Genomic DNA, 12010 nt, shown 5'->3' on the forward strand with positions numbered 1-12010 from the left:
TTGTCAATTCATTCAGGTTTCTTCTCGATAATAGTTATATTCTCCAGTCTAACATCCGTACTATTGCTTATAATATCTCCTAATTTTATTACATCTTCTCTCTCTAAGCCCTCAGTTTCAATTATTAATTCTACAGACCTATCATGAATTAAAGCTAAGCCATCATTATACCCTCTAGCTCTAATTAAACTTTCAATTTCCATCTCCTTTTCTATATTATTTGTAATAGTCAGCAAACGCTCTTGTGCTCTAACCTTTATACTCTTATCTGAATTAGGGTTATTTATCATCTCTCTTAAAAGGTTTATTTGTTCACTACGAGCTTGATCTCTATTCATCCTATATTCAATGAAAAAGTTCTGCTTTGGTTGCTTATTCTCAGTCTTAGAAGCTTCAATTGCTTCTTGACTAAAGTCAATATAATCTGCATCAACTGAGGAATTTCCTTCCATCTCTCTAATATCAACATAACCATCAACTGATGATACTTGGGCTATATGATCATCAGTAACTGGGCTGCGATGAATAACTACTGCAGTTACCATCCCAACCCAGATCATTAGAACAAAAAACCACCCTAACCTTCTCTTTATCTCATTATCAGTTACTACACTAACTATCTTCATTACTTTCACTACCTTTCTTTTGATAATATAGTTATCTTATGACTTGGGACTCCTAACCCTACCCTAACTGCATTAAATAGATCCGATTTAATCCTTGAATCATTTGCACCTTCAGCTACAACCATAACACCTCTTATCTCTGGCTTGACTTCTCTTTTAACCAAAGCCCTCTCTTCACCACCTTGACTAAGGACAATCACTTCTCTCCTATTATCATACTGATTTGTACTCCTTATTCCTCCAGAGCTATCTTCTTCAGAAACATCTTGATTTGAGTCATGATAATTTCTTGCATAAGTATAATTGCCACTATTATCTAAAGTCACCTTAACATCAACCCTACCTGAACCTTGTACTTTAGAGAGAATAGCTTTAAGCCTCTCTTCTATCTCCTCTTCAGGAGTAATATCTCTAGAAGCAATCGTACTCTTTTCTCTTATACTTTCATTACTATCTGGTTTATCTGGTATAAATAAATCACCTATTAACATTAATCCCACACCTAAAATTAAAGCTATCATCAAATACTTTCTATAACTAGCCTCTTTATTATCTGACCCACCTTTGTTAAATATGTTACTTAAGTTAAATTCATTACCCAACTTCCCCACCTCACTTTAATCTAAGTATACCTTTACTTTATTTGGACTCAACCCATAAAGGCTAGCAATAAGTTCTTTTAAATCTTTATCCTTACTCTCTTCTTTATTAGCTTCTTCTTCTAAGTTTACTTCAACAGGAATAACCCTCTTATCCTCACCTCTAATAACTACCTGCTCTATATTATTTGCTGAACCTAACTCTATATCTACTCCTATATTCTCTACATCAGTATTTAATCTAATTATGGCTCTTATCTGCTTACTTAAAGCCAACTTGTAATCACTTCTAACTTGGCTATCTTCTTCTCTCATCCTTTCACCTTTGCTTAATATTCTTTGAAAAGAAGGGGCGTCATCAATAGAAGATTCAAAAATGTTATAATCTCCACTTCCAAACTCTAAGATACTTAAAAGAGGATTTAAAATAACCAAGATAATAAAAAAGCCCATCACTACCTTTACATACTTTCTCATTTGACTATTTGGAAGTAGTATTTCTATAAAGTTAGCAAATAATATAACCAGAACAATATTTCTCACCCAATCTCTTAGTACATTCACCTTATCACCTCATCATAACTGTAAAATTAGCAGCACCAACCATAATTATTATAACTACAAAGAACATCAAACCTACTGCAGCAACAGCTGCAAATATTAACAAAAGATTATTAGCTAGCCTATTTAAACAGTTTACAATCTTATCATCACCTATTGGTTGAATTATTGCAGCGGCCAGTCTATAAATAAATACTAGCGCAAAGATCTTAACCACAGAAAAAGAACAGAAGATAAGTATAACTAAAACACTAAAGACTCCAAAAGCATTTTTAATTAATAAAGAACCTCCAACGATCATATCTAATGCCCCAGATAGATAACTACCTACTATGGGGATAAAACTTCCTGTTAAATATTTTGCTGTTCTAATAGTAACCCCATCACTAACCGTAGCTACCGCTCCTTGGGTAACTATTGTTGCCATAAAAATTGTTAAAACCACCCCCAAAAGGCCTAAGCTCCATTGTTTAAACAAACCTGCTAGCCCTGTAACTTTAAAATCATCAGATATATTGTTGACTATATCTAAGATTGTAGCTAGAAATATAAGGGGAAATACTATGTTTCTAACCATTACACTTAAAAAATTAACTATTAAAAAACTTATTGGATGAAATAAAGCAGCTGATGTTATGCTTCCCATACTTACTAGTAAAGATAATAACAAAGGCAGTATTGCTTGCATTATACTAACCATATCACTGATTGCCCCTTCACCAATTGCCACTGCTACTCTAAAAGAGTTAAGGGCCAATATGGCTAAAACTAAGTAAACTATCCCATTAGCCAACTTACTTACATCTTGGCCTGCAAAATTTCCTTGAAAGGTCTTAAGTATTGCTACAATCATAGCTAAAATTATCAGTTGACCCAATAACTTAATATTAGAAAGTATCTCATCAAATAGATAATGCAACATACCTTGAGCAATTTCTAACATCTGTTCATAAAACCCATCTCTACTAAAGAGAGATATAATATCCCTTGAAGACAATTGTGGTATATAGCCCTCAACTTCTCTATTTAACCTATTAACTTCCCTTTCTAATTCTGAAAGGTCAAATTTGTTCAATTGATTTTCTATCACTCTACTAGGATCTATAACTCCCTCAGATTGATCTGCTAATACCACTGGACTAGCTAAAATCACTATAAATATAATAATAAGTGCTCTCTTCATTTGATCCCACCTTTATGGTAAGAGTTGCATTATTGAATCTAATATTGCCAACATAATTGGAATACCTAAGATCATAATTAAGACCTTTGATGCAAACTCAATCTTACTGGCAATTATACCTTCACCAGCATCCCGACAGATTTGAGCTCCAAATTCACCTATGTAAGCAATACCTATAACCTTCAAAATAGTATTGATATAGATTAGATCTATGTTGGCTCTTGAAGCTAACTCTCTCATTACATCAATTACAACTACAATACGCCCTATCATCAAAATAAAGATTATCAATGATATTACCAAGCTAAGTTGCAGAGCAAGCTCTGGTTTATAGTTTTTGATAATCATAGTAAATATAGTTCCAATTAGCCCTAAACCAACAATCTGTATTATCTCCAGAGCTTCCACCTCCGAATTTAAAAGTAATAAAAAATTATCTTCACCTAAAAACCAAATATAGTCCTGATACTGGTAAATAGTTGATTTATTAATTGAATAATTACCATCAGAACTATAATTACACCTACCAAAGTTAACATCTGTGCCTGCTCCTCTTTATTTGCCTGCTTTAAAACCATATTAAATACCGAAATGAATATCCCAAGCCCCGCAATCTTAAATACCAGATCTATATCCATTCTCTAACCCCCTTATAACAGTTTAAAATTGAAAGTTAATAATTGGTAGTTAAACCCTCAAAAACAAAGTACTTTTAAATTCTTTTTATCTACTACCTACTAAAACCGTATTATATTTATTCTTTCTTGCAGACCATTAATTAAAGTTCTTTTATATTTGAACTTAGACTATCAATTATCAATTATTACTAAAAAATAAGTATTGTAAGGGCCAACCCTCCTAAGACCCCTAAGTATCTCCAAAGCTTTACCTTTGCTCTCCTCTCTTCTACTGCTTCTTGGTACAAGGATTCAAGTTTGTGCCCTACTAAATTTAGATATTTCACCTGATCATATCCACTTGAAGCACCTAGATTATGACTTAAATCCTTTAACACCTCGATATCTCTATCTAATAATGCTGTCTCTTGATTACTATTCTTTATAGCTATCTGCCATGCAAGCTGTGCCCGCTCACCCTTCTCCATCTCTTCTTTAGCTCTAGCAAATATATTGGCAATTGGCCCTTCTAGACTTGATGACAACTTAGAGAAAGCCTCGGGCAAAGGGGTAAATCCATAACTTATCTCTGTCTCTAACATCTGCAATGCAGTCTGTAGCTGCCCTAATTGCTTGGGTCTTAAAATAAATTGCTTTGCTACCAAAAAACCTATCATACTACTACTAAATATTATTAGAGTAGCCCCCAGAAGCCTCATTAATACCACTCCTTTCAATATAGCTATCAGTTTTCAGCTATCAGCAAAATGTAACACCACTACGGGCCAACACTCATTTAAACATCTGTGTTTAGAATCAAAAGTCAGCTTGCTGACTTTTCTATCCTCTATCCCTTAATTACCTCTTCTACCGTCCCTGGCCCCTTTCTACTACTTAAAACAACTATCCTCTTAAATACTCTTGCATTTAAAATTTCTTTCAAACTTGGTCTTCTTCTGATATCCTCTAAATTACTTCCGTGTACTGTTGTAATAACTCTAACCCCTGCATTTATAGCCTCCATTAGAGCATTGACATCCTCTTTACTACCTATTTCATCAGTTATAATTATATCAGGAGACATAGATCTGATTAGAAGCATCATCCCTTCGGCCTTTGGACACCTATCTAATAAGTCTGTCCTCAAACCTAACCTATTCCTATTAACTCCTCGATATGCCCCTCCAATCTCTGATCTTTCATCAACAACTCCAACTTTTAAACCTTTAAAAGCAAATTGAGAAGATCCATCACTTATCTGCCTTGCTAGATCTCTAATTAATGTGGTCTTACCACACCTAGGTGGGGATATTATCAAAGTATTATAGATATCTTGCTTACCTGCTATTATTTTAGTAAAAACTTTATCTCCTGCTCCAATAACCTCTTGGCAGATCCGGATATTAATAGATGAAATATGTTTTATCCTCTTAATCTTCCCTTCCTCGCTAATTACTTGACCTACTAACCCTACCCTATGTCCTCCGGCTAAGGTTAAAAAACCCGCTCTTACCTCTTCATCTAGGGTATATAAAGAACTTTCTGTCATTAAATCTAAGCTTTCTACTATATCCCTCTCTGAAGTAAAGTAAGCTCTTTGTGGAGAATTTATTATCTGACCTTTTTTGTCTAAGAACAGTTCTCCTTTGATACTTTCTAAGACCAAAGGCTTGTTGGCCCTTAATCTTATTTCTATTAAACTGTTTAAAATATTATTATCCACCTTCGAGATCTTCTCTCTAATCCCAGGGACCAACATCGGATATATCTCCCTTGTAAAGGCGTTATTTGATAAATTTCCTTTCAGCGAATCTTCTTTAAATCTATGCAATTTCATCACCCCTATTAATTAATAATATTATTACTATGGTAAATATATGAAACAAAAAATAAAAAAATTGCCTCTCGGCAATTTTTTATCTATCAAGTATATTTTACACCCTATTTCCTACCCTACACCTAAACCTTTTATAACTATAAAACCTATTCAAAATTATTAAAATTAATTGTTAACTTCTTAATGTTCAAATAATATTATTTTCTACTTATGGTCTATACTTAATTTAAAAAATACAGCTTTACCAATATTAAATCTGGCTTTGGAATAAAACCAATATCGTATAATTGATATTCCTTTAATTTAGGATTTATCTCCTTAGCTTTCTTAATAAAAGCTCTTATCTCTTCTATCAAACTCAATGAATCTGAGATATTTAAATATCTATTAATGGTCAATAGATGATTATTCATCCTTACCCTCCTTATTTATCGGTAAAAAATCCTTTATTCTATATTAAGCCCTTACTATATTATAATATGCAAAGAAATAATAATTTGTGAAAAAAATAAGGCTACTAGATATCTAGTAGCCTTCTAAATTAAACTTTTTATATAATTTTATTACAGCTTTCTTTTCAATCCTTGAAACATAAGAACGAGAAATCCCTAATATCTTAGCTATTTCACGTTGTGTCTTCTCCTTGCCATCCTTTAACCCATACCTAAATTCTAATACTTTCCTCTCCCGTTCATCTAAATCTTCTAACACCTCATATAGCTTCTCCTCTTTTAGAATAAACTCTACTTCTTTACTAACAATATCTATATCTGTCCCTAGTATATCCATAAGTTGAATCTCATTTCCCTCTTTATCAGAGCCTATTGGCTCGTGCATTAACTTTTCATTATTTAACTTTTTAGTCTTCCTTAAATGCATTAAAATCTCATTCTCAATACATTTAGCAGCATAAGTTGCTAATCTAGTTCTCTTATTTGGATTAAAACTCTCTATCCCTTTGATTAATCCAATAGCTCCAATAGATATCAAATCTTCACTATCTTCTCTAGTATTTTCAAACTTCTTTACAATATGAGCTACTAATCTCATATTGTGAGTTATTAATTTATTTTTTGCTTCTATGTCACCCTCTTCTTTAAATAGCTTAAGACATCTCTCTTCTTCCTCTTCTGATAAAGGCTGTTCAAAGGTAGTTCCATTTGATATATAAGAAATTAAAAGAAGGACTCCATCAAGCAAAGTTGAAGATAACCAGATAAAAAAAGAAGGCATCAAAGACTATCACCCCCATATTAAACCTCTATCCATTTAGTAATTAAATAGATTAATTTCTAAACTTTTAGGTTTAATTTATTATAAAAAGGATTATCCTAAACTAATCATCCACTTTATATCTTATGAGGAAATCAAGTCTATCGTGCCTGTCCTAAACATTTATTCTATTCCAACTATCTCCAATCCGACTATCGTCTTCATATTTTCTAATATCTCTAATACATCTCCTTTGGTCCCATCTGTAACCTCTAACCTTAGCCTTCCGATCTCACCCTCAACACCAATAACAGTTACTAGGGCCAACCCCTCGTAAGCCTTTAAAACATTATCGACAAAAAAGAGATCTCCTTTAGCCACTTCTAACATTATCTCTAAAGTATCACACATTAAACTAACTCCTCGATAATAGATTTAATCTTAGTCACCAAGATATCTATAGCAACCTTGTTATATCCACCCTCTGGAATGATAATATCTGCATACTTCTTAGTAGGCTCAATAAATTGTTGGTGCATAGGTCTAACTACTCCTAAATACTGATCTACAACAGAATTTATACTCCTGCCTCTCTCCTCTGTATCCCTTAACATTCTACGGATAAAACGAACATCATTATCGGTATCTACATAGACCTTAATATCTAACATATCCCTAATCTCTTGATTCTCCAAAACCAAAATACCTTCTAAAATAATGACCTCACAAGGTTCTACAGTTACAGTCTCTTCTTTTCTATTATGTACAGTAAAATCATAGACTGGCTTTTGAATAGAATTACCCTCTAATAGATCATTTAAATGCTCTAATAAAAGGTCCTTATCAAAGGCAAAAGGATGGTCATAATTGGTCTTCTCCCTTTGACTAAAGTCCATATGACTTTGATCTTTATAATAAGAGTCTTGCTGAATCATAACTATATTATCTGTACCTAGCATCTCAATTATCGTATTAGAAACGGTAGTCTTTCCAGACCCCGTTCCTCCTGTTATCCCAATTAAAACTGGCTTAGTCAAAGCTAATTCCCCCTCTTTCTTCTTACTAAATCATATTCACTTACTTCCTTCTCTACTTTAACTGTTATTAATTGATGAGGGTGTGGAGCATCTGGTATCTCTTCACCATCTTCATTCTTAATATACTCTAACTTTTCTTCAAAGGTATCAGTCTTTGGCCCGAAGATCTCTACTAGATCATCCTTAAATATCTTACTTCTTACCTCTATAACTGCTTCTTTACTTTCAGGTAAATAATCACGAATAATTCCTAAATAATCATAAGTTCTAGAATAACCAGATGAATCATAATTCTGCTCATCTTCTTCAGGTTTATCAAAGTAAAAACCTGTTGTATAGTGGCGGTGGCTAATCTTCTTTAACTCTTCTAGCCACTCCTCTTTAAACTCATATCCTTTTGGATCCCTTGCATACTCATCTAATGCTCTTCTATATATATTAATCACTGTTGCTACATAGTGCAAACTCTTCATTCGCCCTTCTATCTTCAAACTATCTAATCCTAAATCTATTAACTCTGGTATATACTCAATCATACATAAATCTTTAGAATTAAAGACATAGGTTCCTCTTTCATCTTCATAAACTGGATAGTACTCTCCAGATCTTTGCTCTTCCATTAAAGTATAATTCCATCGACAAGAGTGAGCACAGGCTCCACGATTTGCATCCCTTCCATTCATATAATTACTCAATAAACAACGTCCTGAATAAGATATACACATAGCACCATGGACAAAAGCCTCCAAAGAGATATCTACCTTATCTCTAATCTCTCTCATCTCAGCAAAGGATAACTCTCTTGCTAAAATTACCCGCTGTGCACCTTGACTCTTCCAAAATTTAGCTGTCCTCCAATTCACATTATTGGCTTGAGTACTTATGTGAACCTCTAAATTGGGAGCAACCTCCTTAACTATAGAGAATATGCCTAAGTCTGCTACAATTATAGCATCAACACCAAGTTCTTCGAGGTTTTTGATATATTCATCTAAACCTTCTAAATCTTCATTATGAGGGATGATATTTATAGTAACATAGACCTTCACCCCTCGCTTATGAGCAAACTCTAAACCTTCCTTCATCTCTTCTTTAGTAAAGTTTCCTGCTTTTTCACGTAACCCATAAGACTCTCCTGCTAAATAAACTGCATCTGCACCATATAAAATAGCAATCTTTAACTTATCTAAATCTCCTGCTGGAGCTAATAACTCTGGTAACTTCATCTATTTATCCCCTCTCTTTATACTGATAGCTAGTCCATCTCCTATTGGTATAATTGATGAATCTAAATCTGGGTGATCCATAACCAAATCGATATATTCTCTTAGCCGCTTAGTTAATGTGTTAAAACGAGGATGATAGAATCTATCATCTGCAATCATCCCTTTAAATAGTACATCATCTGCTACTATTATCCCACCATCATTAACAAGCCTTAAACTCTCTTCTAAAAAATTAACATACTGACCTTTAGCTGCATCAATAAAGATGAAATCAAATCTTCCTTCTAAAGTTGGGAGGATCTCTAAGGCATCTCCTAATAGAAGCTCAATATTATCATAACCTAAAGCAGCAAAATTCTCTTTAGCCTCCTTGGCATCGCTCTCTTTTAATTCAATGGTTACAATATCTCCAGGAAAGTCCTTAGCTAACCATAAAGTAGAATATCCAGTTGCCGCACCTACCTCTAAAATCCTCTGAGGCTGATGAATCTTAACTAATAAATTTAAAAAATTCCCAACCTCAGGCTCTATTATGGGAACACCCCTAGACTTTGCTTTCTCCTCAATCTCCTTAAACCTTCCTACTCTATTATCTTGCTTATCTCTAATATAATTTATAATCCATTCATGAACGATATTCCTACCCATATTACTACCCATTAAAACACATCCTTCTCTTAATTAGTTACTAAATAATAAAGAATAATGAATAAATAAAAACATTAATCAAATCATATTCTTATTAAAATATCAGTGCTATTATCTATTCCCCTTAACGTAACCCTCTCTGTACCTCTAAATGTTCTTGATAAGTCCTAGTAAAGATATGACCTCCATCTCCTCTAGCCACATAGAATAGATAGTCGGTTTCAACAGGATTTAAAGTCGATTTTATTGAATCTATCCCAGGGTTGTTTATTGGTCCTGGAGGCAAACCATCTCTTCTATATGTGTTATATAGAGATTCAGCCTCTAAATGTCTATATAATAATCTAGACTCTCTTTGAGGAAGAGCATACTGAACTGTAGCATCTAACTGTAATCTCATCCCCCTATCTAAGCGGTTATAGATAACACTAGCAATCTTTGGCCCTTCTTCTTTCACCCTGGCCTCACCTTCAATCATAGAGGCAATGGTTATTATCTGATGAAGACTAAATTCACTCTCTTCAATCCCCTCCTCTAAGTCCCTGATTTTTTTTTGAAACTCTCTTAGCATTATTCTAATTATATCTTCTTCAGAAGACCCATAGGGAATCTTATAAGTGTCTGGAAATAAAAAACCTTCAGCATTATAATAAAGATCTTCTCTATTCTCCAAGAAGTTCATATCTATATTTTTAGCCACTTCTAAGAACCTTTCTCTATCTAAGCCTCTCATATGAAAAATACTACTCACTTCTTCAACAGTAGCACCCTCAGGTATTGTCACCCTATAATATGCATTTTCCCCTTTTATAAGCCTATCTATAATCTCAATAGTTGACATTGTAGGATTTAGTTGATAATAACCTGCTTGTAGATTAGTACTTTTACCCTTCAACTTTAAGTATAACTTAAAAGCCAAAGGACTATTGATTAGTTCTTCCTCATAAAGTTTATCAACTATCCTATTTAAAGAATAACCAGATTTAATCTCAACTATCCTATTTTCTACTCCATTATCTTCTAACCTTGGCCCTAATAACTTTTGTCCGTAACTAAAAAGAAAGAAATTTAATATAAAAAATAAAAGGGCCAACACTATAACAACCTGCTTAAACTTTATAATAGTTTTCACTAAATCCAATCTCCTCTCTAAATATTCTCTCTTTATTATAAACAAAATGTTATAATTTATCAACAATGTTGACTCAACTACTTTAATAATAAAGTAATAAGAGTGCGACAACTGTCGCACTCTTATTACTTTGAGCCAATATCAAGCTATCTCTTCCAGCCGAGTTCCATCCTTGATATGTATGTTAGCCCTATCTATTACTGTAATTACTACAGCCTTATGCTCTCTAACCTCAATAATAACAGCCAAATTATTCTCTTGATCAATTATTGCTACCTCTTCTCCAGTATCATTATAGTCTAAAAGCCTCTCATTTAGACTTAATATGATAGCAGTAACTAATTCTTGATCAATACCCCTCTCTTCCATCCTTTTAAGAGCATGGGTTGTCCCTTCTACTCTAAAAAGTTTATCATCTAAAATTGTCTCTGTTAATAACATTTAACCCCCCCTCAGATACTGTTCTTACTATTAATTATTTACTAATAAAGAATATTTTATACCTCGAATATTAAAACAGAGGAAGGGTTATTTTTAATTATTTACCATTACTCTTCAAGATTCTCCAATTCCACTTGTACTTTTATCAATTCACCCTCATCTAATACAGGTTGATATGCTTTATTTCCATCTTCATCTTTGACTACTTTTAAAGCATAACCTTCCTCTGAATCTTCTTCATCCTTAGCCAATATTAGATATGTATCATCTTCCACATCGATAACAACTACTATCTCATATCTAACCTCTTCTCCATCATACTCTTCTAATAAAACAATTCCTTCCTCTTCATCTACCAACTTTATTATACCTTCTTTATCCTCCATAATTATCACCCCATATTTTTATCTCACTTTAAATTATACACAACCCTTAGACCAAATATCAAATTTGAGTAATGAATTAAGCTAATTTATTATTGACTATCTAAATAATTTTGTAAAATAATAACAGCAGCCATCTTATCTATTACCTTCTTTCTCTTCTTTCTACTTACATCAGCAGAGATCAAAGTCCTTTCTACTGCTACAGTTGATAACCTTTCATCCCAGGTCACAACTGGAATATCAACCTTCTCTTTTAACTTCTCAACAAAGTCCAACACCTTGTTGGCCCTAGGTCCTAGACTACCATCCATATTTTTAGGTAAACCAACTACAACCTTCTCTGCTTCATATTTTGCCACTAATTCAATTATATATTCTATATCTTCTTCTACACTCTTAACCTCTATTACTTCTTTACCTTGAGCAGTCCAGCCCATCCTATCACTTACTGCAACCCCAGTTCTTTTATCTCCTAAATCCAATCCCATAATCCTTAGCATAACCC

18 protein-coding genes are annotated in these 12010 nt (G+C 33.3%); all 18 read right to left on the minus strand.

Going from position 1 to position 12010, the window contains the following annotated elements:
• Positions 1-8: 8 nt before the first annotated feature.
• Positions 9-626, minus strand: a complete 618-nt coding sequence (locus HALSAC_RS0110065; RefSeq protein ID WP_027340166.1) for a SpoIIIAH-like family protein — start codon at positions 624-626, stop codon at positions 9-11.
• An 8-nt stretch (positions 627-634) separates the two neighbouring features.
• Entirely contained in the window at positions 635-1228 is a 594-nt protein-coding gene (locus HALSAC_RS0110070; protein WP_035571601.1) for a hypothetical protein, read from the minus strand.
• A 15-nt stretch (positions 1229-1243) separates the two neighbouring features.
• A complete protein-coding gene (spoIIIAF, locus tag HALSAC_RS0110075; RefSeq protein WP_027340168.1) occupies positions 1244-1789 on the minus strand; it encodes a stage III sporulation protein AF in 546 nt (181 codons plus the stop codon).
• Between the two features lie 4 nt (positions 1790-1793).
• Positions 1794-2969: a stage III sporulation protein AE gene (spoIIIAE, locus tag HALSAC_RS0110080; protein ID WP_027340169.1), complete on the minus strand. Its 1176-nt coding sequence runs from the start codon at positions 2967-2969 to the stop codon at positions 1794-1796.
• 12 nt (positions 2970-2981) lie between these two features.
• Positions 2982-3368 carry a stage III sporulation protein AD gene (gene spoIIIAD / locus HALSAC_RS0110085; protein ID WP_027340170.1) on the minus strand — a complete coding sequence of 129 codons (387 nt, stop codon included), beginning with the start codon at positions 3366-3368 and terminating at the stop codon, positions 2982-2984.
• 44 nt (positions 3369-3412) lie between these two features.
• Entirely contained in the window at positions 3413-3607 is a 195-nt protein-coding gene (gene spoIIIAC, locus HALSAC_RS0110090) for a stage III sporulation protein AC (protein ID WP_027340171.1), read from the minus strand.
• A 188-nt stretch (positions 3608-3795) separates the two neighbouring features.
• Positions 3796-4305, minus strand: a complete 510-nt coding sequence (gene spoIIIAB / locus HALSAC_RS0110095; RefSeq protein WP_027340172.1) for a stage III sporulation protein SpoIIIAB — start codon at positions 4303-4305, stop codon at positions 3796-3798.
• 128 nt (positions 4306-4433) lie between these two features.
• Positions 4434-5417, minus strand: a complete 984-nt coding sequence (gene spoIIIAA, locus HALSAC_RS0110100) for a stage III sporulation protein AA (RefSeq protein ID WP_245579457.1) — start codon at positions 5415-5417, stop codon at positions 4434-4436.
• A 227-nt stretch (positions 5418-5644) separates the two neighbouring features.
• Positions 5645-5836: a hypothetical protein gene (locus tag HALSAC_RS0110105; protein WP_027340174.1), complete on the minus strand. Its 192-nt coding sequence runs from the start codon at positions 5834-5836 to the stop codon at positions 5645-5647.
• A gap of 112 nt (positions 5837-5948) precedes the next feature.
• A complete protein-coding gene (sigK, locus tag HALSAC_RS0110110; RefSeq protein ID WP_027340175.1) occupies positions 5949-6656 on the minus strand; it encodes an RNA polymerase sporulation sigma factor SigK in 708 nt (235 codons plus the stop codon).
• A gap of 162 nt (positions 6657-6818) precedes the next feature.
• The gene (locus HALSAC_RS0110115; RefSeq protein ID WP_027340176.1) at positions 6819-7046 is read right to left on the minus strand and encodes a DUF4911 domain-containing protein; all 228 of its coding nucleotides are present in this window, start codon (positions 7044-7046) and stop codon (positions 6819-6821) included.
• Positions 7046-7672, minus strand: a complete 627-nt coding sequence (udk, locus tag HALSAC_RS0110120) for a uridine kinase (protein ID WP_027340177.1) — start codon at positions 7670-7672, stop codon at positions 7046-7048. Before udk ends, HALSAC_RS0110115 begins: the two co-directional genes overlap by 1 nt.
• A gap of 2 nt (positions 7673-7674) precedes the next feature.
• Positions 7675-8898: a peptidase U32 family protein gene (locus tag HALSAC_RS0110125; protein ID WP_027340178.1), complete on the minus strand. Its 1224-nt coding sequence runs from the start codon at positions 8896-8898 to the stop codon at positions 7675-7677.
• Positions 8899-9558 carry an O-methyltransferase gene (locus HALSAC_RS0110130; protein WP_245579458.1) on the minus strand — a complete coding sequence of 220 codons (660 nt, stop codon included), beginning with the start codon at positions 9556-9558 and terminating at the stop codon, positions 8899-8901.
• A gap of 112 nt (positions 9559-9670) precedes the next feature.
• A complete protein-coding gene (gene mltG / locus HALSAC_RS0110135; RefSeq protein ID WP_245579459.1) occupies positions 9671-10678 on the minus strand; it encodes an endolytic transglycosylase MltG in 1008 nt (335 codons plus the stop codon).
• 141 nt (positions 10679-10819) lie between these two features.
• The gene (locus HALSAC_RS0110140) at positions 10820-11119 is read right to left on the minus strand and encodes a DUF4258 domain-containing protein (RefSeq protein WP_027340181.1); all 300 of its coding nucleotides are present in this window, start codon (positions 11117-11119) and stop codon (positions 10820-10822) included.
• A gap of 107 nt (positions 11120-11226) precedes the next feature.
• The gene (locus tag HALSAC_RS0110145; RefSeq protein WP_027340182.1) at positions 11227-11505 is read right to left on the minus strand and encodes a DUF1292 domain-containing protein; all 279 of its coding nucleotides are present in this window, start codon (positions 11503-11505) and stop codon (positions 11227-11229) included.
• Between the two features lie 89 nt (positions 11506-11594).
• Entirely contained in the window at positions 11595-12005 is a 411-nt protein-coding gene (gene ruvX, locus HALSAC_RS0110150) for a Holliday junction resolvase RuvX (protein ID WP_027340183.1), read from the minus strand.
• Positions 12006-12010: the final 5 nt, after the last annotated feature.

This window comes from Halonatronum saccharophilum DSM 13868 (assembly GCF_000517025.1).
Classification (GTDB): Bacteria; Bacillota; Halanaerobiia; order Halobacteroidales; family Halobacteroidaceae; genus Halonatronum; species Halonatronum saccharophilum.

Bases quoted from the DNA above. Each gene is read 5' to 3' on its own strand.
- HALSAC_RS0110065 (WP_027340166.1), bottom strand. From the start codon at position 626: ATGAAGATAGTTAGTGTAGTAACTGATAATGAGATAAAGAGAAGGTTA.
- spoIIIAE (WP_027340169.1), bottom strand. From the start codon at position 2,969: ATGAAGAGAGCACTTATTATTATATTTATAGTGATTTTAGCTAGTCCA.
- spoIIIAC (WP_027340171.1), bottom strand. From the start codon at position 3,607: ATGGATATAGATCTGGTATTTAAGATTGCGGGGCTTGGGATATTCATT.
- spoIIIAB (WP_027340172.1), bottom strand. From the start codon at position 4,305: ATGAGGCTTCTGGGGGCTACTCTAATAATATTTAGTAGTAGTATGATA.
- HALSAC_RS0110105 (WP_027340174.1), bottom strand. From the start codon at position 5,836: ATGAATAATCATCTATTGACCATTAATAGATATTTAAATATCTCAGAT.
- sigK (WP_027340175.1), bottom strand. From the start codon at position 6,656: ATGCCTTCTTTTTTTATCTGGTTATCTTCAACTTTGCTTGATGGAGTC.
- HALSAC_RS0110115 (WP_027340176.1), bottom strand. From the start codon at position 7,046: ATGTGTGATACTTTAGAGATAATGTTAGAAGTGGCTAAAGGAGATCTC.
- HALSAC_RS0110125 (WP_027340178.1), bottom strand. From the start codon at position 8,898: ATGAAGTTACCAGAGTTATTAGCTCCAGCAGGAGATTTAGATAAGTTA.
- HALSAC_RS0110130 (WP_245579458.1), bottom strand. From the start codon at position 9,558: ATGGGTAGTAATATGGGTAGGAATATCGTTCATGAATGGATTATAAAT.
- HALSAC_RS0110140 (WP_027340181.1), bottom strand. From the start codon at position 11,119: ATGTTATTAACAGAGACAATTTTAGATGATAAACTTTTTAGAGTAGAA.
- HALSAC_RS0110145 (WP_027340182.1), bottom strand. From the start codon at position 11,505: ATGGAGGATAAAGAAGGTATAATAAAGTTGGTAGATGAAGAGGAAGGA.
- ruvX (WP_027340183.1), bottom strand. From the start codon at position 12,005: ATGCTAAGGATTATGGGATTGGATTTAGGAGATAAAAGAACTGGGGTT.